Origin of the sequence: Pseudomonas sp. BRM28 (genome assembly GCF_002939405.1) — a bacterium.
Taxonomy (GTDB): domain Bacteria; phylum Pseudomonadota; class Gammaproteobacteria; order Pseudomonadales; family Pseudomonadaceae; genus Aquipseudomonas; species Aquipseudomonas palmensis.
Genome location: NZ_PEFV01000001.1, coordinates 2,570,207 through 2,595,273 on the forward strand (window position 1 = coordinate 2,570,207; position 25,067 = coordinate 2,595,273).

Below are 25,067 nucleotides of genomic sequence, written 5' to 3' on the forward strand. Positions count from 1 at the left end.
GCCCGCTCCCGTGTGGGGGCGGGTTCGACCTGCGATGGGTGCACCCGAAAAATCCGCGTCGGGCAAAAATCACTTCCGAGCTTTCGATTCCCGTGCAGTGAAGGCACAATGCGTGTCCTTTTTTTGGCCGGCCTTGCCGGGGGCCTCGAAATGATCAAGACGCCGTACTACCTCATCGACAAAACCAAGCTGCTGCACAACATGCAGAAGATCGCCTATGTGCGCGAACAGTCCGGGGCCAAGGCCCTGCTGGCGCTCAAGTGCTTCGCCACCTGGTCGGTGTTCGACCTGATGCAGCAGTACATGGACGGCACCACCTCGTCCTCGCTCTACGAGCTCAAGCTCGGCCGCCAGAAGTTCGAAGGCGAGACCCACGCCTACAGCGTGGCCTGGGCCGACGATGAAATCGACGAGATGATCGAGAACTGCGACAAGATCATCTTCAACTCCATCGGCCAGCTGCAGCGCTATGCCCAGGCCACCGAAGGCAAGGTGCGCGGCCTGCGCGTCAACCCGCAGGTGAGCAGCTCGGACTACCTGCTGGCCGACCCGGCGCGCCCGTTCAGCCGCCTGGGCGAATGGGACCCGGTCAAGATCGATGCGGTCATGTCGCAGATCTCCGGCTTCATGTTCCACAACAACTGCGAGAACGGCGATTTCGGCCTGTTCGACCAGATGCTCAACACCATCGAAGAGCGCTTCGGCGAGCTGCTGCACAAGGTCGAGTGGGTGAGCCTGGGCGGCGGTATCCACTTCACCGGCGAAGACTATGCACTGGATGCATTCTGCGCGCGCCTGAAGGCGTTCTCGCAGAAGTACGGCGTGCAGGTGTACCTGGAGCCGGGCGAAGCGGCGATCACCCAGAGCGCTTCGCTGGAAGTGACCGTGCTCGACACCCTGTACAACGGCAAGCACCTGGCCGTGGTCGACAGCTCCATCGAGGCGCACATGCTCGACCTGCTGATCTATCGCCTCAACGCCAAGCTGGCGCCCAGCGAGGGTGAGCACACCTACATGGTATGCGGCAAATCCTGCCTGGCCGGGGACATCTTCGGCGAGTATCAATTCGATCGTCCGCTGGCCATCGGCGATCGGCTGTCGTTCATCGACGCGGCAGGCTACACCATGGTCAAGAAAAACTGGTTCAACGGTTTGAAGATGCCATCCATCGTAGTGAAACAACTTGACGGTACTGTCGAGGTGGTTCGCGAATTTGGTTTTGACGACTACCTGTCCAGCCTCTCGTAAGCTGGCGGAAAGGAGAGATAAAGAAATTGAAGAAAAACGTTCTTATCATTGGTGCAGGAGGTGTCGCCAAGGTGGTGGCCCACAAGTGCGCGCAGCACAACGACGAACTCGGTCGTATTGCCATCGCGTCACGCAACATCTCCAAATGCCAGGCCATCATCGACAGCGTCAAGGCCAAGGGTAGCCTGAAGGTACCCGCCGACATCACGGCCTTTTCGCTCAATGCACTGGATGTCGAGGCAACCAAGGCGCTGATCCGCGAAACCGAATCGCAGATCGTGATCAACGTCGGTTCCGCCTTCCTCAACATGTCGGTGCTGCGTGCCTGCATCGATACCGGCGTGGCCTACCTGGACACCGCCATTCACGAAGAACCGGGCAAGATCTGCGAGACGCCGCCCTGGTATGGCAACTACGAGTGGAAGCACCTCGAGGAATGCCAGCAGAAGAACATCACCGCCATTCTTGGCGTGGGCTTCGACCCGGGTGTGGTCAATGCCTATGCAGCACTGGCGCAACAACAGTATTTCGACCGCATTGATTCGATCGACATTCTCGACGTCAATGCCGGCTCCCATGGCAAGTATTTCGCCACCAATTTCGACCCGGAAATCAATTTCCGCGAATTCACCGGACAGGTGTGGAGCTGGCAGAACAGCCAGTGGACCAGCAACACCATGTTCGAAGTCAAGCGTACCGACGACCTGCCGGTGGTGGGTTCGCAGAACCTGTACCTGACCGGCCATGACGAAGTGCACTCGCTGTCCAAGAACCTCGACGTGCCGAACGTGCGTTTCTGGATGAGCTTCGGCGAGCACTACATCAATGTGTTCACCGTACTGAAGAACCTGGGCCTGCTGTCCGAGCAACCGGTGAAGACCGCCGAGGGCCTGGAAGTGGTGCCGCTCAAGGTGGTCAAGGCCGTGCTGCCGGATCCGTCTTCGCTGGCGCCGGGCTACACCGGCAAGACCTGCATTGGCGACCTGGTCAAGGGCACCAAGGACGGCCAGCCACGCGAAGTGTTCATCTACAACGTGGCTGATCACGAAGAGGCCTATGCCGAGACCGACAGCCAGGGCATCTCCTACACCGCGGGCGTGCCGCCGGTGGCGGCGGCCCTGCTGGTGGCCCGTGGCGAGTGGGACGTGCAGCGCATGGCCAACGTCGAGGAACTGCCGGCCGAGCCGTTCCTGAAGGCGCTGGACGTGATGGGCCTGCCGACCCGCATCAAGGACGAGAACGGCGATCGTCCCTGGAACTGATGGGTTCAGGCTGACAAAAAAAGGGGGGCGCCGTGATGGCGTCCCCCTTTTTTGTGTTGTGCCCTTCGCCAGCAAGGCTGGCTCCTACAGACCTACCAAACCCGTAGGAGCCAGCGTTGCTGGCGAAGAGGCCAGACCAATCAACTCAAGATAAACGGCCACCCACCAGCATCGGGGTTCGCGGCGGTATCAAGCGCTTTGAACCCGTAGCCTCGAACGCCGAGGCCAGGCGCAGCAACGCCGAGTCATCATACGCCCGCCCGGCAAAGGTTAGCCCCACCGGCATGCCGATGTCCGCCATCACCCCCATCGGCACCGTCACCGTCGGCACCCCAAGGTGACGGATCGCCAGGTTGCCGTTGGCCACCCACACCCCGTTGCTCCAGGCAATATCCGCCGAGGCCGGGTTCACATCGGCATCGGCCGGGGCCACATCGGCCACCGTCGGGAACAGCACCGCATCCAGCCCGAGCCTGTCCATCCAGTCTTCCAGGTCGATGCGCCGCGTCTGCTCCAGCCCGCGCAGTCCATCGGGCAGGGTAGCGATCTGGTCCCACGGCGTGATGCCGCGCTCGGCCATGCGCACATACTCGTCCATGCCCGCCGCCAGGTCGCCCTCGCGGTTGGGCAGGGTGCCGGGGTCGTGGGGGAAGATCTTCGGCCCGTCCACGTCCACCAGGCGGTTGAGCTGCGGGTCGCCGTTGGCCTGCAGGAAGTCGTCGAAGGCCCAGGCCGTCAGGTCCCACAGTTCATGGTGCAGGAATGCCTTGGACACCAGGCCCCGATTGAACACGGTGGGGGCACCTGGGCGGTCGCCCTCGCAGTTCGATACCAGCGGGAAATCCACTTCGAGCACCTCGGCGCCGGCCGCTTCCAGTGCCTTGCGCGCCGCCTCCCACAGTGCGATCACCGAAGGCCGCGTGTTGATGCGCTGGCCGGTCGGGCCGCCGATGCCGGGGCTGTCCGAGGTGCCGGCATCCGGGTCCTTGTTGATGTACATGCGCGGGATGCCGAAGCGCTTGCCGGCCAGCGCCGCGCTGTCCGCCGCCAGTTGCGGGTAGGCGGCGGGGCGCACCGAGGCCACGCTGGGGATCGGCACCCAGGGCTGCAGGCGCCACAGGTCGCCACGGGTATCGGGGTCTTCGGCCACCACCACGTCGAGCACTTCGAGCAGGTCGGCCATGGTGCGGGCGAAGGGCACCACCACGTCCATGGTCGGCGTCAGCGGCCAGTTGCCGCGCACCGAGATCACCCCGCGCGAAGGGGTGTAGGCGCACAGGCCATTGTTGGAGGCCGGGCCGCGGCCGCTGGACCAGGTTTCCTCGGCCAGGCCGAACGCGGCGAAGCTGGCCGCCGTGGCCGTGCCCGCGCCGTTGGACGAGCCCGAGGCGAAGGGTGCGGTGAGGTAGGCGGCGTTGTACGGGCTTTCGGCCCGGCCATACACGCCGCGCTGCATGCCGCCGTTGGCCATGGGCGGCATGTTGGTCTTGCCCAGGCAGATCGCCCCGGCGCCGCGCAGGCGCTCGATGGTGAAGGCGTCGCGGTAGGCCACCAGGTTGGCGAAGGCCGGGCTGCCGGAGGCGGCGGTCATGCCCTTGACCAGGTAACTGTCCTTGGCGGTGTAGGGGATGCCGTCGAGCGGGCCGAGGGGCTTGCCCTGGGCACGACGCTCGTCGGATGCCTGGGCTTCGCGCAGGGCTTCGGGGTTGCGCACCACCACCGCATTGAGCGCGGTGGGCGTGTCTGCGCCGTCGTAGGCATCGATGCGGGCGAGGTAGGCCTTCACCAGCTCGACCGAGGTGGTCTGGCCCGATTCGAGGGCGGCGCGCAGCTGCGCAATGGAAACTTCGGTGACTTCGATCATGCGGTGGTTACCAGCGGCCAAAGGGGTCATGAGTGATGGCGGGAATCATAGCGGTTTAAGGTTAAGGTGTCCGCCCGACGAGGGCCCTGGCAGATGACCTCAGATCACCTGTGCGCTGAAAAACCATCCTTTGTAAAGGCCTGCCTGCGTGCCGCCTAATCGCCTCCGACCGCGCCCTGCGCGGCAATCGCTCACTAAAACAAATAAAGGCGAAGTCATGCACGAAGACGCAGGTTTGTTACTGATATTGATGGCGGCCATCGGCCTGATCGTGGTGCTGGTGGTCAGGTTTCGGGTGCACTCGTTCCTGGCCCTGATGCTGGCCAGTTTTGTGGTGGGCGCCGGGGCCGGCATGCCGCTGCCGGCCATCGCCGATTCGTTCGAGAAGGGCATGGGCGGCACCCTGGGTTTTCTTGCGGCGGTGATCGGCCTGGGCAGCATCCTGGGCAAACTGCTGGAGGTGTCGGGCGGCGCCGAACGCATTGCGCGCTCGCTGCTCGACGCCCTGGGTGAACAACGCACGGCGTGGGCCATGATGCTGGTGGGCTTCGTGGTGGGCATACCGGTGTTTTTCGAAGTCGGTTTCGTGTTGCTGATACCACTGATCTACGTGGTGGCCCGCCAGACCCGGCTCAACATCCTCTACGTCGGCCTGCCACTGGCCGTATCGCTGATGACCGTGCACTGCATGCTGCCGCCGCACCCGGCGGCAATGGCCATCACCCAGCTGCTGGGGGCGACGTGGGCAAGGTGATCCTGTACGGGCTGATCGTCGGCCTGCCGACCGCGGTGATTGCCGGCCCGGTATGGGCCACGCTGGTGTGCCCGCGGCACGCCGCGCCCGACGCGCAGGCCGCGCCAGAGCCTGCCGCCACGCCAGCCGCTGGCCAGTCGATGCCGGGCCTGGGCCTGACCCTGCTGGTGATTCTGCTGCCGCTGCTGCTGATGGTGGGCAAGACCCTGGCCAGCATGACCCTGGCGCCCGAGGCCGGGCTGTACCGGCTGATGATGTTCCTCGGCAACCCGCTCACTGCCCTGGCCATCGCGGTGTGCTTCGCCTACTGGGCGCTGGGCCTGCGCCGTGGCCTGGGCATGGCCCGGTTGCAGGAGCTGACTGCCGGCTCCTTCACCCCGCTGGCCAGTATCCTGTTGATCATCGGTGCCGGCGGTGCCTTCAATGGCGTACTGATCGACAGCGGGGTCGGCAAGGTACTGGCCAGCACCCTGTCGCAGTGGGACCTGAACCCGATCCTGCTGGCCTGGTTCGTCGCCGGGCTGATGCACCTGGCGGTCGGCTCGGCCACCGTGGCAATGGTCAGCGCCGCCGGCATGGTGCTGCCGCTGCTGGACGCGATGCCGGGGCAGAACCGCGAGATCGTGATCATTGCCATTGGCGCCGGCGCGATTGGCTGGACTACCGTCACCGACTCGGCGTTCTGGGTGGTCAAGGAATACCTGGGCGTGTCGCTGGGCGAGGCGCTCAAAAAATTCACCGCCGCGACACTGCTGGCTTCGGTCGTGGCCCTGGGCATGACCCTGTTGCTGTCGCACTGGGTATGAGCCTGCCCGTACTACCGTCACTTTTCTGGAGAACCGCATGATTCACGACAAGACCCTGGACCAGTGGCAGCACAGCCACCCCTTGATCGCCGACCTGGTGCGCCTGCAACCGACCACCTGGTTCAACCCGGGCCTGGCCCCGACAGCGCAGGCGCTGGGCGACGTGCCGCTGACCCTGGCCGATGTGGACGACGCCAGCGCGCGGCTGGAGCGTTTTGCCAGCTACATTGCCTCGGCCTTCCCGCAGACGGCGGTGAGCAAGGGCATCATCGAGTCGCCCCTGCTGCCGTTGGCGCAGGTGCAGGCCGCGCTGTGCGCCGAAGCGCAGGTACCCGTGCAGGGCGCGCTGTGGCTCAAGGCCGACAACCTGCTGCCGATCTCCGGCTCGATCAAGGCGCGTGGCGGTATCTACGAGGTGCTCAAGCACGCCGAAGACCTCGCATTGGCGGCGGGCATCCTGCAGCCTGGGGATGACTACGCGAGCCTCGACAGCGACCGCGCGCGGGCATTTTTCGGCCAGTACAGCGTGGCGGTCGGCTCCACCGGCAACCTGGGCCTGTCCATCGGCATCATGAGTGCGCGCCTGGGCTTCAAGGCCAGCGTGCACATGTCGGCCGACGCCCGGCAGTGGAAGAAGGACCGCCTGCGCAGTTGCGGGGTGGAGGTGATCGAGTATGCGTCCGACTACAGCGTGGCGGTGGAGCAGGGGCGCCAGCAGGCCGAGGCCGACCCGCGCTGCCATTTCGTCGATGACGAGAACTCCATCAACCTGTTCCTCGGCTACGCGGTGGCGGCGCGTAGCCTGCAACGCCAGCTTGAAGCGGCGGGTATCAGGGTGGATGCCGAGCACCCGCTGTTCGTCTACCTGCCATGCGGCGTTGGTGGTGGCCCTGGCGGGGTGGCATTCGGTCTGAAGCAGATCTTCGCCGACGCGGTGCACTGCGTGTTCGCCGAGCCGACCCATTCGCCCTGCATGCTGCTGGGGGTGTACACCGGGCTGCACGAGCAGGTCAGCGTGTACGACTTCGGCATCGACAACCGCACGGCCGCCGACGGCCTGGCGGTGGGGCGCCCGTCCGGGTTTGTCGGGCGCTCCATGCAGCGCCTGATCGACGGCTATTACACCGTTCCCGACGAGCAGCTGTATCGGCAACTGGCGCAACTTGAAGCCATCGAGGGCCATCGCCTGGAACCCTCGGCGCTGGCCGGGCTGCCGGGGTTCCTGCGGGTGACCGGGGAACGGCAGGGCTATCGCCAGCGCCTGGGCCTGAGCGCGCAGCGCCTGGCCAATGCCACGCACCTGGTGTGGGGCACCGGCGGCAGCATGGTGCCGGACGATGAAATGCAGGCGTATCTGGCGCAGGGCCGTACACTGCTGGCCGGACACTAGCGGAACCTGCCCCGATGCTGAACCTGCCCCCGCGTTTGAGCGCACGCCTGAACAGCTCGCAATTTGCCAACCTGCACACCTTTCTGGTGGCGGCGCGGCACCTGAGCTTTGCCCAGGCAGCCGAGGAGCTGTGCCTGACCCCCAGCGCGGTGAGCCACCGTATCGCCCGCCTGGAGCAGGCCCTGGCGCTGCGCCTGTTCGAGCGGCTGACCCGGCGCATACGCCTGACAGCCGAGGGCGAGCGGGTGTTCGCGATACTGCAGGGGGTGATGGAGCAGTTGGGCGATGCCCTGGAGCCATCGCCCGAGGCCGAGCTGCGCGGGGCAGTGGCGTTGTACGCACGCCCGTCCGCAGCGCAATGCTGGCTGGTGCCGCGCCTGGCCGACTTCCACCAGCGCTACCCGAACATCACGCTGGACGTGCGGGTGGGCAACGATGCGGTCGACTTTCGCACGCACAACATCGACCTGGCGCTGCTGTACGCCAATGGCGAGTTTCCCGGCCTGGTCAGCCATGCGCTGATGAGCGAGACCATCGCCCCGGTGTGCAGCCCGCGCTATGCCGAGCTGCACCAGCTGTTCGACAACCCTGCCAATCTGCGCCAGTGCACCTTGCTGCACGATGCACTGGCCTGGGAGAACGCGGTGTTCGATGCCGAGTGGCAACTGTGGGCTGGCCAGCAGGGGCTGCTGGACGCCTTGCCGCAGCGCGGCCTGACCTTCGATCGGTCGGACCTGTGCGTGACGGCGGCCATCCACCACGCCGGTATCGCCATCGGCCGCCAGCGCCTGGTGCAGGCGCGTATCGACCAGGGCGAGCTGGTGCTGCCGTTCGGCGGGTTTTCCCAGCCGGGGCGCTATGACTACTTTCTGGTTCACCCGCCGCGCGACCCGTTGCCCCGGCGGGTGCAGGTACTGATCGACTGGCTCAAGGGTTGCGCCGCGGGCGACTAGACTGCAGAGGTCTGTCGCTTTTCTGTGGAGAACCACGATGAACAGCAAGAACACGATCTGCCTCTGGTACGACGGCGCGGCGCTGGAGGCTGCCACCTTTTACGCCAGCATCTTTCCCGACAGCACGGTGGGCGCCGTGCACCGTGCCCCCGGCGACTTCCCTGCCGGCAAGCAGGGCGATGTACTGACCGTGGAGTTCACGGTCATGGGCATCCCGTGCCTGGGCCTCAATGGCGGCTCGGCCTTCCATCACAGCGAGGCGTTCTCGTTCCAGGTGGCCACCGACGACCAGGCCGAGACCGACCGCCTGTGGCAGGCGATCATCGGCAACGGCGGCCAGGCCAGCGTGTGCGGCTGGTGCAAGGACAAGTGGGGGCTGTCGTGGCAGATCACCCCGCGCGCGCTGACCGCCGCGATCACTCACCCCGACCCGGCTGCGGCCAAGCGTGCCTTCGACGCGATGATGCAGATGGACAAGATAGACATCGCCGCCATCGAGGCCGCCTTGCGCCCCCAGGCACCGACGCGAGAGTAAATTCTCGGACAACTGCACAACAGGCTTTGTGACGCGCGTGTGTACGGGCATAGTAGCGCCCGCACGCCAGCGCGCGCGTGCGTCACTATAAAACGAGCGGTTCGGCATGCGCCCCTTCGGGCCGGTGCATGACAAGATCGCCACACGAAGGAGGCTGTGCCTTGTCAACCGTAGAGAAGCATCTATCCAGGCTTGCGTGGAGCGACGTCTGGGCTGGCTTCAAGCAACTCTTGCCGATTTCCCTGTTCGTCGTGGTGTTCGGTGTGGCCTTCGGCCTCGCTGCAGCCCAGACCGGGCTGGGGGACGCGGCGACCCTGCTGATGAGCGCACTGGTGTTCGCCGGCGCCTCGCAGTTCGCCGCGCTGGAACTGTGGGGCGAGCAGGTACCGCTGGTGCCGCTGATTATCACCGTGTTCGCCATCAATGCCCGTCACCTGCTGATGGGCGCCACGCTGTACCCCTGGCTGCGCGAGCTGCCCACCGCTCGGCGCTACGGCGTGATGCTGGTGGTGTCCGACGCCAACTGGGCGATGGCCATGCAGGCATTGAACGCCGGCAAGCCGGGCCTGGGCCTGGTGCTGGGCGGCGGTATCGCGCTGTGGTCGGCGTGGTGCCTGGGCAGTTGGCTGGGGCTGCATTTCGGCAATGCGATCCACGACCCGGTCAGCCTGGGCCTGGACATGGTGATGGGCTGCTTTCTGCTGGCGATGGTGCTGGGCGGGCACAAGAGCCTGCGCATGCTGATGATCTGGATCGTGGCGGCCGGTTCGTCGCTGCTGGCCTACTGGTACCTGCCGGAGAACAGCCACGTGGTGGTGGGCGCGCTGGCGGGCGGCATTCTGGGTGTGGTGTGGATGGAGAACAAGCATGAACGTTGAAACTGCAGGCGCCGGCACGCTGCTGCTGGTGGTGATCATGGGCCTGGTGACCCTGGCCACCCGTTGGGGGGGTGTGTTCGTGATGTCGTTCGTGCCCATCAACTACCGCGTGCAGCAGTTCATCAGCGCGATGTCCGGCTCGGTGCTGGTGGCGGTGCTGACGCCGTTGGCGGTGAACGGCGACAACGGCGCACGCCTGGCGCTGCTGAGCACGGCGGTGGTGATGCTGCTGGTGAAAAAGCCGCTGCCGGCGATTGCGGCAGGCATTGTGGCAGCGGCGCTGGTGCGGGCGCTGTAGGGGGCGAAGGGCACCTGGCATTGCTGCATCAGGTGCACATATGTTCGGCAATGGCGCTGTATTGTCGTTTGCGGGTGCGCTAATTAGCCTTTGCAGACCTTCAACCACTGCAAGAGGCAACATCATGGTGACTTCAATCACGCTCCAGGCGGTAGGCGCCCCCGAGGTGATGCAGCTTCAGGCCGGCGCCGTGCAAGCGCCAGGCCCGGGCCAGGTGTGGCTTGAACAGGCCGCGATCGGCGTCAACCCGCTGGACATCAACCAGCGCAAGGGCACCGTGCCGATTGCCTTGCCGTCCGCGCTGGGCCTGGAAGGTGCCGGCACCGTGCGGGCGCTGGGGGCGGGCGTGACCGAGGTGGCCGTGGGCGACCGTGTGGCCTATGCCACCGGGCCGCTGGGTAGCTATGCCAGTGCACGCCTGTACCCGGCCGAGCGCCTGGTCAGGCTGCCCGCTGCCGTGTCGTTCGAAGACGCGGCTGCCGTGCTGTTCAAGGGCATCACCGCCCAGTATCTGCTCAAGGCGAGCTACCCGGTAGGCCCCGGCACGCGTGTGCTGATCTACGGTGCGGCGGGGGCGGTAGGGCAGATCATGGTGCCGTGGGCCAGGCACCTGGGCGCCCATGTGATTGGTGTGGTGTCCAGGGCGCAAAGCGTCGAGCGCGCCAAGGCGGCCGGCTGCAATGCGGTGCTGGTGTTTGACGCGGCCACGTTGGCGGCCCAGGTGAGCGAGCTGACCCAGGGCCACAAGGTCGATGTGGTTTACGACTCGGTCGGCCGGGTGAGCTGGGAGGCGTCGCTGGACAGCCTGCGCCCGCGCGGCACGCTGGTGTCGTTCGGCGCCACCAGCGGCGCGCCCCCTGCGGTCGAGGTGGGCACGCTGAACGCCAAGGGCTCGCTGTTCCTCACCCGGCCGTCACTGGCGGCACATACCGCCAGCCCCCAGGAGTACCAGCAGCGCGCGCAGGATGTGCTGGATGCACTGGCGGCGGGTATCATCCAGCCGCACATATGGCAACGCTACCCCCTGGCCGACGTGGCCAGCGCCCATGCTGCCATCGAGCAAGGCCGGTCCCAGGGGGCGGTCGTGCTGATCCCCTGACCGACCCGCACGAGGCCGACCTCACCGATGGACCCTTTCGACAGCCGTCAGGCCGATGAATTTGCCACCTTGCTGGCGCTGCACGAGCACGGCTCGTTCGCTGCCGCCGGCCGGGTGCTGCAACGCCATGCCTCGGTGCTGTCCAAGCGCCTGGCGGCTCTGGAGCAGCGCCTGGGTATCCGCCTGGTGGAGCGAACCACCCGGCAACTGCGCTTCACCGACGAGGGCACGCGGCTGGTGGAGCGCCTGCAGCATGCCGCCAGCCTGATCAGCACGGCCGAACTCGAGGCCTGCAACGGTGCGGCGCAGGTGCGCGGGCGGCTACGCGTGGCGCTGCCGGGGGCGATGGGCCGGCGCTGGCTGAGCCCGCTGGTGGCCGGGTTTTCCCTGGCCTACCCCGAGGTGACCGTCGACGTCGACTATGCCGACCGCTTCGTCGATATCGTGGGCGAAGGCTTCGACGTGGCCGTGCGCGTCGGCGAGCTGGCCGACAACCGGCTGGTGGCGCGCAAGCTGTGCGAGCACACGCGCATCCTGTGTGCTGCGCCGGCCTACCTGCATCGTCACGGCGCACCGCAACGGCCATCCGACCTGGCCGGGCACAATTGCCTGGGCTTCAGCGGCTTGCGTTCGTTCCCCGACTGGCGCCTGAACGGGCAGGGCGGGCAGCAGACGGTGCGGGTGCAGGGCAGCCTGATCAGCAATGACAATGAAGCACTGCTGGTGGCAGCGCGCAGCGGCGTGGGGATTCTGGCCGGTGGCGACTGGATGATGCACCAGGACCTGGCCGAGGGGCGCCTGGTGCGCGTGCTGCCCCAGTGGCAGCTGGACACGGCGTCGGGCATCTACCTGATGCGGCCTTCGGCGCGCTTCACCACGGCCACTACCCTGGCGTTCAAGCACTGGATGGAGGCGGCCTTCGCCAAGGGGGCGCCATGGCAGCGCGCTGGGGCGTCTGCCGCATAGCACTCAGGCCAGCCCCGCCATGCGCGCCGCGCGCAAGGCGAACCACAGCGTGGCCACGTCCTCGGTACTGTCCAGCGAGCGGCCGGTGATCTCTTCGATGCGGCGCATGCGGTACACCAGCGTCTGCTTGTGCACGTGCAGCTGCGCGGCCGCCGCCAGCCACGAGCGGTTGTGTTGCAGAAACACCTGCAGGGTGTGCAGCAGCTGGGTGTTCTGCTGGCTGTCGTAGTCGGCCAGCGGGCCCAGTACGTTGCGGAAAGTACGTTCGGCTTCATCCAGGCTCTGCGCCAGCCACGGTACGCTGGCGCCGGCCTGGGCGTAGGTCACCAGCGGTTGCGCGGCGCTGGTGTGGGCCAGTGCCAGGCGCGCCTCGCGCAGCGCCTCGACACTGCGCCCGGCGTGGCCCAGCGGGTTGCTCACCCCCAGCGGCGCCTGCAGTTGCGCCTGCAGCTGCGGGATGCTTTCGGCGGCGCCGAGCACGATCAGGTCATCGCCCTGAACCCGAATCAGCACGCGACGACCCTGGCGTTGCAGGGCTTCGTCGCAGGCCGCCGGTGACACCCCGGCGGCGCGGCCGAGCAGCAGGCAGGCCTGTTCGGCGCCGATGTCGAAGGCGGCCAGGCGCTGTTGTGCCTGATGCGCCGGCAGACGCTGCTGCAACAGGTCGTCCAGCAGCTCGGAGCCCAGGCGCAGGTTGCGCTCGTTGTCGACCCGCAGGCGCTCCAGCTCGATGCCCAGCACCGCCACCACGTGGTGCAACAGGCCGTAGTCGAGCAGCCCGTCACCTTCGGCCACCAGCAGGCAGTCGGCCTGGGACGGCAGCGCCATCACCAGCAGCTCGCCCGCCTCCAGCGCATGGCGCTGCACCACCGGTCGGTTGCCCGAGGTGTCGCGCTGGCGGGCTGCCAGCCATTGGCGCTGGCTTGCCGGCAGGCCGCCCAGTGCGTCGCGCCAGGGCGCGAGCGACGCGGCGTCGAGCAGGGTCAGGCGCGCCTGCACGTCCTTTTCCAGGCGCTTGAGCAGTGCGCCCAGGCCCAGCCCCTGGATGCTCATGCGGGCACTTTCGTAGACCCGGGTGATGGCATTGCGGCGCGCCTGCTCCTCCTGCTGGCCGGCATCGACGATGGCCCGCGTGACGGCGGCGAAGGGCACGCCGTAGTGGGTGAACATCACCGCAAAATCCAGGGCGTCGGCCCGCTCCATCAAGGCCTCGAGGTTGGCCGGGGCCTGCATGTTCTCGCCGATCATCATGCCCGCCAGGCCAGCGGCCGCGAGGTTTTCCACGTACGCGCGCTGGGCATCGGCATCGGCGGGTATGCCGATGCCGGTGGTCATCAGCAGGTCGGCGTCGCCCAGCCATTCGCTGGGGTCGGCCAGTTCGCACACGTGGGCCCAGCGTACCGGCTTGCCCAGCCCTCCGGCACCGCTGATGACGCGGGTGCGCAGTTCGGGCAGGGCGATGATGTCGCTGACAGACAGGGCCATGGGGCAGCTTCCGGGGCAGGGTGACGGCCAGTGTAACCGGGCATGGCACGCCTTTGAACGGCTTTGTACGAACGTATGAAGGTGCGCGGCTGAATCTTGTTTGCGTCTGATTGTGGCGACCCGGCTGCGGCTCGACACTTGGCCTACTGAGCCATCCCGACCCGGAGAACATAACAATGCACAAGAATCTGGCCTTTTCGCTCACCCTGATCGCTGCCGCTGCGTGCAGCACATCGGCGCTGGCCGACCTCACCGTGGTGTCCCACGGCGGGGCCAACAAGGCCGCACAGGTGGCGGCCTTCTATGACACCTACCAGGCACAGACCGGCACCCGTATCGTGGCCGGCGAGTTCAATGGCGAGATGGCCAAGGTCAAGGTGATGGTCGATACCGGCAGCGTCTCGTGGGACGTGGTCGAGATGGAGATGCCCGAGCTGGCACGCGCCTGTGAAGAAGGCCTGCTCGAAGAGTTCGCCCCCGACCCGGCCGTGGCCGCGCAACTGCTGCCCGGTGCGGTACAGCCGTGCGGCGTGGGCTTTTTCGTGTGGTCGACGGTGATCGCCTACAACGCCGACAAGCTCAAGGTGGCCCCCACCAGCTGGGACGACTTCTGGAACCTGGAGAAATTCCCCGGCAAACGCGGGCTGCGCAAGGGCGCCATGTATACCCTGGAATTCGCCCTGCTGGCCGATGGCGTGCCAGCGGCCGATGTCTACACCCTGCTGGCCACCCGTGAAGGCCAGGACCGCGCCTTCGCCAAGCTCGACCAGATCAAGTCGAGCATCCAGTGGTGGGAGGCCGGCGCCCAGCCGCCGCAATACCTGGCCTCGGGCGACGTGGTGATGAGCTCGGCCTACAGCGGCCGGATCAGCGCGGTGCAGAGCCAGACTCCGCTGCGCATCGTGTGGAATGGCGGCATCTATGACATGGACGCCTGGGCCATCCCGCGTGGGGCCAAGAAGCGCGACGAAGCACTGAAGTTCATCAACCACACCCTCAAGGCCGAGCAGCAGAAGGGCTACGCCGAACAGATCGCCTACGGGCCGGTCAACCGCGAGGCCCTGGGGCTGCTGAGCGAGCAGCGGGTCAGCGAGCTGCCCACCGGCAGCCCCAACCTGCAAGGCCAGTTGCCGATGAACGCAAGCTTCTGGGCCGACCACGGCGAACTGCTCGAACAGCGCTTCAACGCCTGGGCGGCACGCTCATGAAACTGACCCCCAGCGCACCGCTCAAACGCAGCTACTGGCTGGAAAGCGCCGAGCCCAGCCTCAAACCCGGCCCGGCGCTGCAGGGTGAGCACGACGCCGATGTGGTGATCGTCGGTGGCGGCTTCGTCGGCCTGTGGACCGCCCTGACCCTCAAGGAACATGAGCCGGATATCCGTGTGATGGTGCTGGAACAGGACGTGTGCGGCGGGGGCGCCTCGGGGCGCAACGGCGGCTTCGTGATGTCGTGGTGGCCCAAGGTCGGCACCCTGGCGAGCTTCTGCACCCCGGAGCAGGCGCTGTTTCTGGGGCACAGCGCCGAGCGCGCGATCAGCGAGCTGGGCGAGTTCTGCCAGCAGCACCAGATCGACGCGCACTTTCGCCAGAAGGGCTGGCTGTGGACGGCCACCAGCCCCGCGCACATCGACACCTGGAACGCCACGCTGGCCGCCTGTGCCCGCCTTGGGGTGACGCCGTTCGAGCGGGTGCCGGCTGCCGAGGTGGCGCGCCGTTGTGGCTCGAAGGTGCACCTGGCCGGCGTGTTCGAACGCAGCAACGCCACCGTGCAACCCGGCGCCCTGGTGCGCGGCATGCGCCGGGTGGCGCTGGAGGCGGGGGTGGTGATTGCCGAGGGTACCGCGGTCAGCGATATCCAGCCCGGCACACCGGTGCAGGTGGTGACCCCGCAGGCGCGCATCCGTGCCGGCTCGGTGGTGCTGGCCACCAATGCCTGGGCGGCTGCCTTGCCGCAACTGGCGCGCCTGATCACCCCGGTCAACAGTTCCATCGTGCTCACCGAGCCGGTGGCGACCCGCCTGGAACAGATGGGCTGGACCGGCGCCGAGTCGATCACCGATTCGCAACTGATGGTCGACTACTACCGCACCACCGTGGATGGCCGTATCGCCTTCGGCAAGGGCACCGGGGCGATAGCCTACGGCGGCAGGATCGGGCCGGTGTTCAGCCACGACCCGGGCAGCATCGCGCTGACCGAGGCCGACCTGCGCCGTACCTACCCGATGCTCGATGACGTGCGCATCACCCATACCTGGTCGGGGCCCATCGACCGCACCTACGACAGCCTGCCGACCTTCGGCGGCCTGGGCGAGCAGGGCAACATCCACTACGGCATCGGCTGGAGCGGCAACGGCGTGGGCCCCAGCCGCCTGGGCGGGCGCATTCTGGCCAGCCTGGCCCTGGGGCGCAAGGATGCCTGGAGCACCTGTGCGCTGGTGGGGCGCAACTGCAAGGCCTTCCCGCCGGAGCCGCTGCGTTATGTGGGCGGTTCGCTGGTGCGCAACGCCGTGATACGCAAGGAGCGCGCCGAAATGGCCGGCCACACCGCCGGCCGTCTCGATTGCATGCTGGCCCGCCTGGCCCCGGCCGGGCTTGAAGACAAATCCTGAGGACTGCACATGAACCCTGTACTGATTCACCTTGAAGACGACACCGCCTTCGGCCCCAGCGCGGCAGTCGGCGCCCCCCTGGGCGAGCCGGTAGCCATGGCGCGTACCGCGTTGCACCAGGAGCTGGCCGGGCAGGGCGCCAGCACCGGCTTGTGGGAATGTACGCCGGGGCGCTTCCGGCGCCAGGTGGTGCAGGCCGAGTACAGCTATATCATCAGCGGCGAGGGCAGCTTCACCCCCGAGGGTGGCGAACCTATCCCGTTCGGTGCCGGCGATGCGCTGTACTTTGCCGCCAACAGCCAGGGCACCTGGGACGTGCGCCAGACGGTACGCAAGACCTACCTGATCCTGGGTTAATGCTCCGATAGTCATGCCTGATCCTCCGGGATCGGGCGTGCGGTAGTGGCGGTGGGCAGCGAATCTGCGATGATGCGCGTGTCTGATCCTCTGATGCGGTACCCCATGCAGCTCACCTGCCACGCCGATGCCAATGCCACGCTTTGCGCCCTGATCCAACCCCTTGCCACCCGCCCGGGCCCGGTCGACACCCACCTGCCGCAGGTGCAGGTGTTGTCCTGGAGCCACTACGTGGCGAGCAGCCCGCAGATCTACGAACCGAGCCTGATGATCCTGGCCCAGGGCAGCAAACTGGCCCGGCTGGGGCCGCGCACCCTGGAATATGGGGCTGGCCACTACCTGGTGCAGGCACTGTCGGTGCCGTTCATGTGCGAAACCTTCGCCACCGAAGATGAACCCCTGCTGGGCGTGTCGGTGGCGATCGACCGCACGGTGCTGAGCGAACTGGTGCAGAGCATGGGGCTGGGGGCTGGCCAGGTGGTGGCGGCGCAGACGCCCGAGTCCATGACATCAGCGGCGCTGGATGCGCCGATGCGCGAGAGCGTGGAGCGGCTGCTGCGATGCCTGCACGACCCGCTGGAAAGCCGGGTGATGGGGGCGGCGCGAGTGCGCGAGGTGTTGTACGTGGCCTTGCGCGGGCCGCAGGCCGGGGTGCTGCGGGCGCTGGTGGAGCAGCAGGGGCATTTTGCGCGCATCGCTGCAGCCCTCAGCCATTTGCGCGAGCATTACGCCGAGCCGTTGAGCGTGGAGGCGTTGGCGGGGCGGGCGAACATGAGTACCTCGACGTTTCATGAGCACTTCAAGCGCTGCACGTTGCTGTCGCCGATCCAGTACCTCAAGCGGTTGCGTTTGCTCAAGGCGCAGCAGATGTTGATAGGCGAGGGGTTGGGTGTGGCGCAGGTGGCGCATCGGGTGGGGTATCAGAGCACGTCGCAGTTCAGCCGCGAGTACAAGCGGCATTTCGAGCGCAGCCCGGGGCGGGAGCAGGCTTATCTCTAGGGAGGCGAGCGCGTGGCGCTCGTTCGCCGGCAAGGCCGGCTCCTACAATAGAGGTGGGCCACTCCTCATTCGGTGTAGTAGTAGCTCTTCAAGAACCGGAACTCATGCGCCTGCGCCTCGCAACACTGGGCAAACCCCACCGCCCGATCACCCGCCTGATACTGCGCCCAGGCCTCGAGCATTTCACGCAGGCTGCACACTTCACCATCAATGTAACTGCGGGTCGTCTCGGCCTCGATCAACCGCGCCAGCGCACTGGCACGCGCAAGCTTCGTCGCCGCAACGGTAACGTCACCCAGAAACACCGACTCATGCAGGTGATGAACCATGAAATCAACCTCGCCCAGCTCATCCAGCGCCAACTGCCGCAACGCCACCTGATCCTGCGGGTCGTGCGCCAGTGCCGCCTGGAGCCACGCCGACTCGCCCGTCAGCTTGCCCATCCAGCGATAAGGCTCGGCCAACGCCGGGCCCTCGTCGCACCAGGCTCGCAGCACCTGCCTGAGGTAGCGGGTCAAGGCATGCGACAACAACTGATGCGCGCCACTGTTGCTGAAGGCAAGGTCGGCAATCTCGCAGACAATCGCCCGCTGCTGGCCCACCTCCCGCTGACGCGCACCGTCGAGAAACTCGTCCAGCGCCTTGAGCGCCGGCTTTTTCAGGCCCTGTTCGCGCAGCAGGCAATACCGCGAGAAACCGGCAAAGCCTTCACGGGAGGCATAGACCTCGCCAATGCGCCTGAGGCCTTCGAAATTGTCCTTGTTCCAGTAATACATGCTCTTCCTTGCCAGTCAGCGCCGACACCACGGTCGGCAGGGGTTCACGCCAGCGGCCACTGCGCTATCGGCTTGTAGCGGCCGCCACTGGACTCGAACAACACGAAATCGTCGATGTTCAATCTGAACGCCGGTGGCTCCGGCGTCTCCGGTACATCACCCGGGTAGTCGCGCACCAGCGTCAGGTGCGCACGAAACTCACGCACGCTGTCTTCCACGCCCAGCGGCAGCAACGCCTGCTGCAGGGCATACACCCATTGACGCAAGGCCACCGGCGTCTGCGTGGGCTCCAGCACCAGTGCATCGGCGCGGTGCCATGCGACCAGCCGGTCCAGCTCCAGGCGCAGCGGGCCTTCGGGGCGCTGCACCGCCGCCATGGCGTCGCACAGCGCAGGCAGGCGCGAGACGCCGACTTCCCCAAGGAACATCAGCGTCAGGTGAAAATTGGCCGCAGGCACCGGACGACCACGGGTGATCCCCAGTGTGCTGCGCCATTTGCCGATGGCCCGGCATTGCTGCTCGGTACAGGGCAGGGCGATGAACAGGCGCTTGAACGGCTCGCCCGGGGTTCGCAGTTCACCTCGCATGGAAGCTCCCTTGAATGTGTGCAGGTGCCGACAGGGTACCGAGCAGCGCCGACCAAGGCCAGCCGTGGTTCCCGCGCCGCTCGCTATACTCCAGGCAAGCGCTTCACTGCACCGGGGGGCCGACCTTGAACCAGCGCATCCTGCTCGCCCTCTGCACCCTTGCACTGTTGCTGGCCATCGGCGGTTGCGCCCGGTCCCGGCCGACACCAGCGCCGCAACCCCCGGTGGTGCTGTCCCAGGCCGCCTGGCAACGTGTCGACTGGGACATCATCGATGCCTCCGAGGGCGCCAGCCGTTCCGCCCAGGACTATGCGCGACGCTCCATGAAGGTATGGAAAGACGCGGTGCACGCGCGCACCGAGGCGGACTTCATTCCGTGGTTCACCGGTTACTGGACCCAGCAGTGGCTGACCCTCAAGGTGGCCTGGTACAAGGTCAGCAAGAACCAGCAGACCGCGCCCGGCGAGGACCGCCTGGCGCTCTACCTGCAGGAGCAGTACCGCGAACGGGTGCTGGAGCCGGTGGCCAGGGAAATCAACCCGCAGCTGATCCGCGAGCGCGCCACCCAACTGTACGTGCAACTGCTCGGCCAGCAGCTGCAAGGTATCGGCCAGCGCTACCGCGCCGCCCCCGACCAGTTCGCCCTGCACCTGAACCGCATTCCCGCCATCGCCCTCGGCCCGCCGGCCGCACGCGACGCCTCGGTGCATCAGCTGATCACGGCCCAGCCACTGCTGACCCTGCCGGCCTACCTGGCGTTGAACGAGCAGATCCAGAAGGCTGCGGTGGCGGCAGGCCAGGCGCCGTCCGACACGGGCCTGTCGTCGGTGGCCAAGCGCGCCAGCGCCCAGCTCGAAGCAACGCTGGTGCCGCGCGGCGCGGCCAGCGCGGTGGCGGCTGCGGTGGGCAAGGCGGTGGGGGCGCTGATCTCGGTGGCCTCGGCGGGCATCGGCGCGATGATGCACGAAAGCGAGCGCCCGGCCATGGTCGAGCAGCTGCGGGTAATCCTCAATGTGGCGCTCAACGAGGAATGGCAGGGCCTGATGCAGAACCCCGCCACCGGGGTGATGGCGGGGGTCAATGCGCTGTCGGGGCAGATCCGCGACAGCCTGGTGCTCAGCAGCGGCTTGCCGGCGATGCAGCCCTGATGGCGGTGCTCATGGAGTGATCGCGACTTTCATCACGCCGTCGCGCTGGTGCGCGAACAGTTCGTAGGCCGCCTCGATGTCGTCGAGCTTGTAGCGGTGGGTCACCAGCGGCTTGAGGTCGACGCTGCCGCTGGCCACCACCTCCATCAGGCGGCGCATGCGCTCCTTGCCGCCGGGGCACAGGGTGCTGACGATGCTGTAGTCGCCAAGCCCGGCGCCAAAGGCCGACAGCGGGATGGTCAGGTCCGAGGAATACACCCCCAGGCTCGACAGCGTGCCGCCCGGGCGCAGGATGCGCAGCGCCGACTCGAAGGTCGACTGGGTGCCCAGCGCCTCGATGCTCACGTCTACGCCACGGCCGTGGGTGAGGGCCATGATCTGGTCCACCACGTTGCCCTGCTTGAAGTCCACCACATGGGTGGCGCCCAGCTGGCGGGCTACCGAAAGACGCGCGGGCACGGTGTCGACGCCGATGATGGTGGTGGCGCCCATCAGCTTGGCCCCGGCCACCGCGCACAGGCCGATCGGCCCCAGGGCGAACACTGCCACCGTGTCGCCGATACGCACGCCGCCGCGCTCGGCCCCGGAGAACCCGGTAGACATGATGTCGGGGCACATCAGTACCTGTTCGTCACTCAGCCCGTCCGGGATCGGCGAGAGGTTGGCCATGGCGTCCGGCACCAGCACGTATTCGGCCTGGCAGCCGTCGATGGTGTTGCCGAACTTCCAGCCGCCGGCCGGCTTGAAACCGTGCGGCGTGCCGGGGCCGTCCTGAGACGAACAGCCACACAGGCAGGCATAGCTGTGGCCGCTGGGGGTGATGGCGCCGGCGATGACGCGCTGGCCCTCGGTGAAGCCCTTAACCTGGGCGCCGAGCTTTTCGATGATGCCGACCGGTTCATGGCCGATGGTCAGGCCCTTTTCCACCGGGTACTCGCCGCGCAGGATATGCACGTCGGTGCCGCACAGGGTGGTGGTGGTGATGCGGATCAGGGCGTCCGAGGGGCCGACCTCGGGGATCGGTTTTTCATCGAGCACGATGCGGTTCTTCTCGACAAAGATTGCAGCTTTCATGCGGGCCATGGTCGTTTCTCCTCAAGGGGGTACACGCGCAACTTCATGGGGCAGGGTGCGCCTGCACGGGCGGCGGGCTGTTGATCCGGGTCAAGCTGATGAGCATAGGCCATGGCGGGGCTCATCTGCGTAGAAAACAAATCACCGGGTTCCCAGGCTATTTTCATCATCATTTGTTTTAAAACAGATAGTTATTCAAATAATCTAAAGTTGTTTGTGAGGTGAACTTAAATTGTAGGACAGGGTCATAGGTTGCTCATGCTGGCAGGTTGATATGAAAGTGCCAGCGTGCAACCCACAAGACAGATACGTGCTAAGGACTCGGTTAATGAAAATCATCAAGACGCTGGTGCTCACCTCGCTGTTCGCCGCCCTGGCCGGCTGCGGCAGCGATGCCATCGAAGGCAAGTTCAACGTGCAGGCCAGCGTGATGGGCTTCAAGAGCAACGTGGGTACCGCAGAGCTGGACGAGGACTACATCACCCTGCTGGGCGACAAGTACGAGATCGACGAGTGGAAGCGTGACGGTGACACCGTCGTCGCCCGCGACAAGAACGGCACCGCGGTGATGAACGCGCGCGTCGAAGACAACGGCAACCGCCTGGTGGTGCTGGACGGCGGTGAGCTGGTCAGCATGACCCTGACCCGCATCAAGTAACTCCCCACGCCACATTCAACTCCAAGGACGTTCTGTGAAAAAAGTACTGGCTGTATCAGGCATTGCCGCGTTGCTGGCTGGCTGCGGGTCGAGTTACCAGTGGGACGAGGTCACCACCTCCAAGGGCAGCAAGGGCAAGCCCACTGCCATCTATGTGGACAAGAAGACCAAGGAGCCGGTGTCCGGCACCATCATCTGGAAGGAAGGCGACACGCTGATCTCCGAGTTCAAGGTCAAGAACGGCAAGGTCCAGGGCGACTGGGTTACCCACAATGCCGACGGCTCGGTGGCCATCGAGGCGCAACTCGATGACGGCCAGCTGACCGGCACCACGACCGTGTATTGCAGCGGCGGCGAGAAAAAGCCGCAGCAGCGCATCGTCATCGCCGGCAAGAAGCAGACCGATAGCCAGTTCGACTGCGCCAGCGGCCTGCAGACCCGCGAACAGGTCACGGTGCACGAAGAGGGCAGCAAGCAGAACGGTCGCACCCTGGCCCAATCGGCCTGGCGCGTGGTCAATGGCGAGCAGGTGCCGGCCGTGGTCGCCAACTATGACAAGGACGGCAGCGGCCAGCTCGATGGCGTGCAGGAAACCTTCTACCCGACCGGCCAGGTGCAGGAGCGCAAGCACTACAACCAGGGCAAGCTGGAGGGCCTGCAGGAGGAGTTCGTGCTGCTCGACGACGGCACCTACCGTCTGCGTAAGGTCACTGCCTACAAGGATGGCCAGCGCGATGGCGATTCGATCCAGTACTTCGCCTCGCCCGACTGGCCGGAAAAGACCGTCGAAAAACGCGAAACCTACGCGGCGGGGCAGGACACCGGCAAGACCGTGATCTACCGCGAGCTGGATGTACAGGTGCTGGTGCCGTACCAGGACGTGCCGCCCAACCACTACAAGCTCAAGGAAGCGCTGGCCGGCAAGTCTACCCGTGACGGCTACGTGGCCGATGTGGAGTCGCTCAAGTACCTGCTGCAGGCCTCTGACATCGACCTGAACAAGCCGCTGGTCGCCGAAGCCGAGCTGCCGGTCCACTATGTGGCCGAGAATGCCTACGACATGCTGGTGAGCCTGGGCGCCGACCCGCTCAAGACCACCGCAGAGGGCAATACCCGGCTGATGATGTGCCTGAAGAACGCGTGGCGCGATTGCTCGGACGCGCACTTCGACCAACTGCTGGCCTTGTCCAATGCCAAGACGGCCAACCTGTTCGGCAACACGCCGCTGCACGAGCTGTGCAAGAGCAACAGCCTGACCAAGGAGCGCCCGGAACTGGGCCAGCGCCTGATCGCCAGCCAGGACATCAACGCGGTGAACTACGCGGGCCAGACTGCCTTGCACTACTGCATCACGCAGCGTGACAAGACCGTGGCCAATGCGCTGATCGCGGCCGGTGCCGATCTGGACAAGGCGGACTATTCGGGCGTTACCCCGGTGCAACTGGTGTTCCTGCGCGACCCGCGCCTGGGCCGTCAGAAGCAGGTGAGCTGGGACGCGGCGCGTATCCAGTACGTGGGCGGGCTGCTGGGCAAGTCCACGTTCAACTTCGAAGCGCCGTTCCCGGGCTTCGACAAGAGCCTGAAGCAGCTGATGATCGAAGCCAGCGATGCGCAGAGCGCAATGCTGGTTGACAGCCTGGCTGCCAACAAGGGTTGACCCCAGTCGCCGGGAAGGCTGGCCCCTGCAGGTGCAGGAGCCGGCCTTGCCGGCGAAGGCGCCCGCATCAGGCGCCGACAGCCTCGCGGCTCATGACGCCATCGACCAGCCGCTGGATTCCCAGCGGATTGGCATTCTGCAACGCTTCGGGCAGCAGTGCATCGGGGTAGTTCTGCAAGCACACCGGGCGCAGGAACCGATCGATCGCCAGTGAACCCACCGAGGTGCCCCGGGCATCGGACGTGGCCGGGTACGGTCCGCCATGCACCATCGCATCGCACACCTCGACCCCCGTCGGATAGCCATTGAGCAGAACCCGCCCGACCTTTTCCACCAGCAACTCACCCAGCCAGCGGTATTCGAGCAACTCGGCCTGCTCGCCGATCAGGGTGGCGGTCAGTTGTCCGCGCAGCCCTTGCAATGCCAGCGCCAGCTGCGCATCGTCCTCTACCTCGATAACGACGGTGGCTGGGCCGAACACTTCTTCCTGAAGCAAATCATCACCTTGCAGCAACAAGTTAACATCGGCCTTGAACAGCTGGGGTTGCGCCTGGCGCCCGTTCTGCGCGGCCCCTGCCAGGTGCGTGAGGCCAGGATGGCGGTGCAGGTGCTCCAGCCCCTTGGCATAACTGGCCAGTGCCCCGGCATTGAGCATGGTCTGTGCAGGCTGTTCGGCCATCTGTGCGACGAAGGCGTGCACAAAGTCACTGAACGCCGGCGAGCGCACGCCGATGATCAGGCCGGGGTTGGTGCAGAACTGCCCGCAGCCCAGGGTCACCGAACCGGTCAGCTCGCGGGCGATGGCCGCCCCACGCACCTGTAGCGCCTGTGGCAGCAGGATGACGGGGTTGATGCTCGACATCTCGGCGAACACCGGGATCGGCTGCGGGCGCTCGGCGGCCATTTTGCACAGGGCGTTGCCGCCCTTGAGCGAGCCGGTGAAGCCCACCGCCTGGATCGCCGGGTGGCGCACCAGCCATTCCCCCACGCCTGCGCCATAGATCATGTTGAATACCCCCGCCGGCATGCCGGTGCGCTGTGCAGCGCGCAGGATCGCATCGGCCACCCATTCGGCGGTGGCCATGTGCCCGCTGTGAGCCTTGAACACTACCGGGCAGCCGGCGGCCAGCGCCGAGGCGGTATCGCCGCCGGCCGTGGAGAAGGCCAGCGGAAAGTTGCTGGCGCCGAACACCGCCACCGGCCCCAGGCCGATACGGTACTGGCGCAGGTCCGGGCGCGGCAGTGGCTGGCGCTCGGGCAGCGCGCGGTCGATGCGTGCCCCGTGGAAGTCGCCACGGCGCAGCACGTTGGCGAACAGGCGCAGCTGCCCGCTGGTGCGCCCGCGTTCGCCCTGGATGCGTGCAGCGGGCAGGGCGGTTTCGCGGCATACCGTGGCGATGAAGTCATCGCCCAGTCCGTCCAGCTCGTCGGCGATGGCATCAAGAAATTCGGCGCGCCGCGTCGCAGGCAGCGTACGGAACTGCGGGTAGGCGCTGGCGGCAGCCTTGGCGGCGGCGTCCACTTCTTCGGCAGTGGCCTGGATGAAGGTGCACGCCAGCGCTTCGCCGGTGCTCGCATCCAGGCTCTGCAATACGGTGGTGCCGGCAGCGCTGCGCTGGCCGGCGATGTAGTTGTGGCCGAGAACAGAGGTCATTGCGGGGT

General features: G+C 66.4%; 22 protein-coding genes and 1 pseudogene. 17 read left to right on the plus strand and 6 right to left on the minus strand.

Going from position 1 to position 25,067, the window contains the following annotated elements:
• The first annotated feature begins 150 nt into the window (after positions 1-150).
• Both nspC and CR917_RS12290 read left to right on the plus strand, forming a co-directional pair.
• Positions 151-1,248 carry a carboxynorspermidine decarboxylase gene (gene nspC, locus CR917_RS12285; RefSeq protein ID WP_043861418.1) on the plus strand — a complete coding sequence of 366 codons (1,098 nt, stop codon included), beginning with the start codon at positions 151-153 and terminating at the stop codon, positions 1,246-1,248.
• A gap of 26 nt (positions 1,249-1,274) precedes the next feature.
• On the plus strand, positions 1,275-2,510 hold the full coding sequence (locus tag CR917_RS12290) for a saccharopine dehydrogenase family protein (RefSeq protein ID WP_043861369.1): 1,236 nt from the start codon (positions 1,275-1,277) through the stop codon (positions 2,508-2,510).
• Positions 2,511-2,655: 145 nt separating this feature from the next.
• Here CR917_RS12290 and CR917_RS12295 read toward each other — a convergent pair whose 3' ends face one another.
• Entirely contained in the window at positions 2,656-4,374 is a 1,719-nt protein-coding gene (locus CR917_RS12295) for an amidase (RefSeq protein WP_058540113.1), read from the minus strand.
• A gap of 217 nt (positions 4,375-4,591) precedes the next feature.
• On the opposite strand from CR917_RS12295, the pseudogene CR917_RS12300 reads away from it, so the two are divergent.
• From CR917_RS12300 to CR917_RS12335, 8 genes and pseudogenes are all read left to right on the plus strand, one after another.
• Positions 4,592-5,934: pseudogene (locus CR917_RS12300) on the plus strand (gluconate:H+ symporter).
• A 37-nt stretch (positions 5,935-5,971) separates the two neighbouring features.
• Positions 5,972-7,324, plus strand: a complete 1,353-nt coding sequence (locus CR917_RS12305) for a D-serine ammonia-lyase (protein WP_104572356.1) — start codon at positions 5,972-5,974, stop codon at positions 7,322-7,324.
• 14 nt (positions 7,325-7,338) lie between these two features.
• Positions 7,339-8,277: a DNA-binding transcriptional regulator DsdC gene (gene dsdC / locus CR917_RS12310; RefSeq protein WP_104572357.1), complete on the plus strand. Its 939-nt coding sequence runs from the start codon at positions 7,339-7,341 to the stop codon at positions 8,275-8,277.
• 37 nt (positions 8,278-8,314) lie between these two features.
• The gene (locus CR917_RS12315) at positions 8,315-8,812 is read left to right on the plus strand and encodes a VOC family protein (RefSeq protein WP_104572358.1); all 498 of its coding nucleotides are present in this window, start codon (positions 8,315-8,317) and stop codon (positions 8,810-8,812) included.
• Between the two features lie 161 nt (positions 8,813-8,973).
• Positions 8,974-9,690: an AzlC family ABC transporter permease gene (locus tag CR917_RS12320; protein WP_043861363.1), complete on the plus strand. Its 717-nt coding sequence runs from the start codon at positions 8,974-8,976 to the stop codon at positions 9,688-9,690.
• The gene (locus CR917_RS12325) at positions 9,680-9,988 is read left to right on the plus strand and encodes an AzlD domain-containing protein (protein ID WP_043861362.1); all 309 of its coding nucleotides are present in this window, start codon (positions 9,680-9,682) and stop codon (positions 9,986-9,988) included. Before CR917_RS12320 ends, CR917_RS12325 begins: the two co-directional genes overlap by 11 nt.
• Before the next feature lie 124 nt (positions 9,989-10,112).
• Entirely contained in the window at positions 10,113-11,087 is a 975-nt protein-coding gene (locus CR917_RS12330) for a quinone oxidoreductase (protein ID WP_104572359.1), read from the plus strand.
• 27 nt (positions 11,088-11,114) lie between these two features.
• Positions 11,115-12,053, plus strand: coding sequence for a LysR family transcriptional regulator (locus CR917_RS12335; protein ID WP_104572360.1), 939 nt, complete (start codon positions 11,115-11,117; stop codon positions 12,051-12,053).
• 3 nt (positions 12,054-12,056) lie between these two features.
• On the opposite strand, the gene CR917_RS12340 is transcribed toward CR917_RS12335, so the two are convergent.
• Positions 12,057-13,538, minus strand: a complete 1,482-nt coding sequence (locus CR917_RS12340) for a PucR family transcriptional regulator ligand-binding domain-containing protein (protein WP_104572361.1) — start codon at positions 13,536-13,538, stop codon at positions 12,057-12,059.
• 176 nt (positions 13,539-13,714) lie between these two features.
• Between CR917_RS12340 and CR917_RS12345 the strand changes: the two genes are divergently transcribed.
• The 4 genes from CR917_RS12345 to CR917_RS12360 all read left to right on the plus strand — a co-directional run bounded on the left by CR917_RS12345 (position 13,715) and on the right by CR917_RS12360 (position 17,505).
• Positions 13,715-14,746 (plus strand): ABC transporter substrate-binding protein, encoded by a 1,032-nt coding sequence (locus CR917_RS12345; protein ID WP_043861358.1) that lies wholly within the window; start codon positions 13,715-13,717, stop codon positions 14,744-14,746.
• A complete protein-coding gene (locus tag CR917_RS12350) occupies positions 14,743-16,149 on the plus strand; it encodes an FAD-binding oxidoreductase (protein WP_104572362.1) in 1,407 nt (468 codons plus the stop codon). The genes CR917_RS12345 and CR917_RS12350 overlap by 4 nt, the downstream gene beginning before the upstream one ends.
• 9 nt (positions 16,150-16,158) lie before the next feature.
• A complete protein-coding gene (locus CR917_RS12355) occupies positions 16,159-16,506 on the plus strand; it encodes a cupin domain-containing protein (protein ID WP_043861356.1) in 348 nt (115 codons plus the stop codon).
• A gap of 105 nt (positions 16,507-16,611) precedes the next feature.
• Positions 16,612-17,505, plus strand: coding sequence for an AraC family transcriptional regulator (locus CR917_RS12360; RefSeq protein WP_054914598.1), 894 nt, complete (start codon positions 16,612-16,614; stop codon positions 17,503-17,505).
• Between the two features lie 65 nt (positions 17,506-17,570).
• Here CR917_RS12360 and CR917_RS12365 read toward each other — a convergent pair whose 3' ends face one another.
• A complete protein-coding gene (locus tag CR917_RS12365) occupies positions 17,571-18,281 on the minus strand; it encodes a hypothetical protein (protein WP_104572363.1) in 711 nt (236 codons plus the stop codon).
• Between the two features lie 44 nt (positions 18,282-18,325).
• Positions 18,326-18,868 (minus strand): RNA 2',3'-cyclic phosphodiesterase, encoded by a 543-nt coding sequence (thpR, locus tag CR917_RS12370; RefSeq protein WP_104572364.1) that lies wholly within the window; start codon positions 18,866-18,868, stop codon positions 18,326-18,328.
• Between the two features lie 125 nt (positions 18,869-18,993).
• Here thpR and CR917_RS12375 point away from each other — a divergent pair, with 125 nt between their 5' ends.
• Positions 18,994-20,016, plus strand: a complete 1,023-nt coding sequence (locus CR917_RS12375; protein ID WP_043861353.1) for a hypothetical protein — start codon at positions 18,994-18,996, stop codon at positions 20,014-20,016.
• Between the two features lie 9 nt (positions 20,017-20,025).
• On the opposite strand, the gene CR917_RS12380 is transcribed toward CR917_RS12375, so the two are convergent.
• On the minus strand, positions 20,026-21,099 hold the full coding sequence (locus CR917_RS12380; RefSeq protein WP_043861352.1) for an NAD(P)-dependent alcohol dehydrogenase: 1,074 nt from the start codon (positions 21,097-21,099) through the stop codon (positions 20,026-20,028).
• Positions 21,100-21,418: 319 nt separating this feature from the next.
• Here CR917_RS12380 and CR917_RS12385 point away from each other — a divergent pair, with 319 nt between their 5' ends.
• Positions 21,419-21,748 (plus strand): hypothetical protein, encoded by a 330-nt coding sequence (locus CR917_RS12385; protein WP_043861351.1) that lies wholly within the window; start codon positions 21,419-21,421, stop codon positions 21,746-21,748.
• Positions 21,749-21,782: 34 nt separating this feature from the next.
• Entirely contained in the window at positions 21,783-23,405 is a 1,623-nt protein-coding gene (locus tag CR917_RS12390) for an ankyrin repeat domain-containing protein (protein ID WP_146095009.1), read from the plus strand.
• 67 nt (positions 23,406-23,472) lie between these two features.
• Here the strand turns inward: CR917_RS12390 and CR917_RS12395 are convergent, their stop codons facing one another.
• Positions 23,473-25,059 carry an aldehyde dehydrogenase (NADP(+)) gene (locus CR917_RS12395; protein ID WP_104572366.1) on the minus strand — a complete coding sequence of 529 codons (1,587 nt, stop codon included), beginning with the start codon at positions 25,057-25,059 and terminating at the stop codon, positions 23,473-23,475.
• Between the last annotated feature and the right edge of the window lie 8 nt (positions 25,060-25,067).

What these genes read in the sequence shown, in the direction of transcription:
- CR917_RS12335 (WP_104572360.1), top strand. Translation starts at nt 11,115, where the DNA reads ATGGACCCTTTCGACAGCCGTCAGGCCGATGAATTTGCCACCTTGCTG.
- CR917_RS12295 (WP_058540113.1), bottom strand. Translation starts at nt 4,374, where the DNA reads ATGATCGAAGTCACCGAAGTTTCCATTGCGCAGCTGCGCGCCGCCCTC.
- CR917_RS12315 (WP_104572358.1), top strand. Translation starts at nt 8,315, where the DNA reads ATGAACAGCAAGAACACGATCTGCCTCTGGTACGACGGCGCGGCGCTG.
- dsdC (WP_104572357.1), top strand. Translation starts at nt 7,339, where the DNA reads ATGCTGAACCTGCCCCCGCGTTTGAGCGCACGCCTGAACAGCTCGCAA.
- thpR (WP_104572364.1), bottom strand. Translation starts at nt 18,868, where the DNA reads ATGCGAGGTGAACTGCGAACCCCGGGCGAGCCGTTCAAGCGCCTGTTC.
- CR917_RS12380 (WP_043861352.1), bottom strand. Translation starts at nt 21,099, where the DNA reads ATGGCCCGCATGAAAGCTGCAATCTTTGTCGAGAAGAACCGCATCGTG.
- nspC (WP_043861418.1), top strand. Translation starts at nt 151, where the DNA reads ATGATCAAGACGCCGTACTACCTCATCGACAAAACCAAGCTGCTGCAC.
- CR917_RS12345 (WP_043861358.1), top strand. Translation starts at nt 13,715, where the DNA reads ATGCACAAGAATCTGGCCTTTTCGCTCACCCTGATCGCTGCCGCTGCG.
- CR917_RS12350 (WP_104572362.1), top strand. Translation starts at nt 14,743, where the DNA reads ATGAAACTGACCCCCAGCGCACCGCTCAAACGCAGCTACTGGCTGGAA.
- CR917_RS12330 (WP_104572359.1), top strand. Translation starts at nt 10,113, where the DNA reads ATGGTGACTTCAATCACGCTCCAGGCGGTAGGCGCCCCCGAGGTGATG.
- CR917_RS12305 (WP_104572356.1), top strand. Translation starts at nt 5,972, where the DNA reads ATGATTCACGACAAGACCCTGGACCAGTGGCAGCACAGCCACCCCTTG.
- CR917_RS12385 (WP_043861351.1), top strand. Translation starts at nt 21,419, where the DNA reads ATGAAAATCATCAAGACGCTGGTGCTCACCTCGCTGTTCGCCGCCCTG.
- CR917_RS12355 (WP_043861356.1), top strand. Translation starts at nt 16,159, where the DNA reads ATGAACCCTGTACTGATTCACCTTGAAGACGACACCGCCTTCGGCCCC.
- CR917_RS12360 (WP_054914598.1), top strand. Translation starts at nt 16,612, where the DNA reads ATGCAGCTCACCTGCCACGCCGATGCCAATGCCACGCTTTGCGCCCTG.
- CR917_RS12340 (WP_104572361.1), bottom strand. Translation starts at nt 13,538, where the DNA reads ATGGCCCTGTCTGTCAGCGACATCATCGCCCTGCCCGAACTGCGCACC.
- CR917_RS12395 (WP_104572366.1), bottom strand. Translation starts at nt 25,059, where the DNA reads ATGACCTCTGTTCTCGGCCACAACTACATCGCCGGCCAGCGCAGCGCT.
- CR917_RS12325 (WP_043861362.1), top strand. Translation starts at nt 9,680, where the DNA reads ATGAACGTTGAAACTGCAGGCGCCGGCACGCTGCTGCTGGTGGTGATC.
- CR917_RS12365 (WP_104572363.1), bottom strand. Translation starts at nt 18,281, where the DNA reads ATGTATTACTGGAACAAGGACAATTTCGAAGGCCTCAGGCGCATTGGC.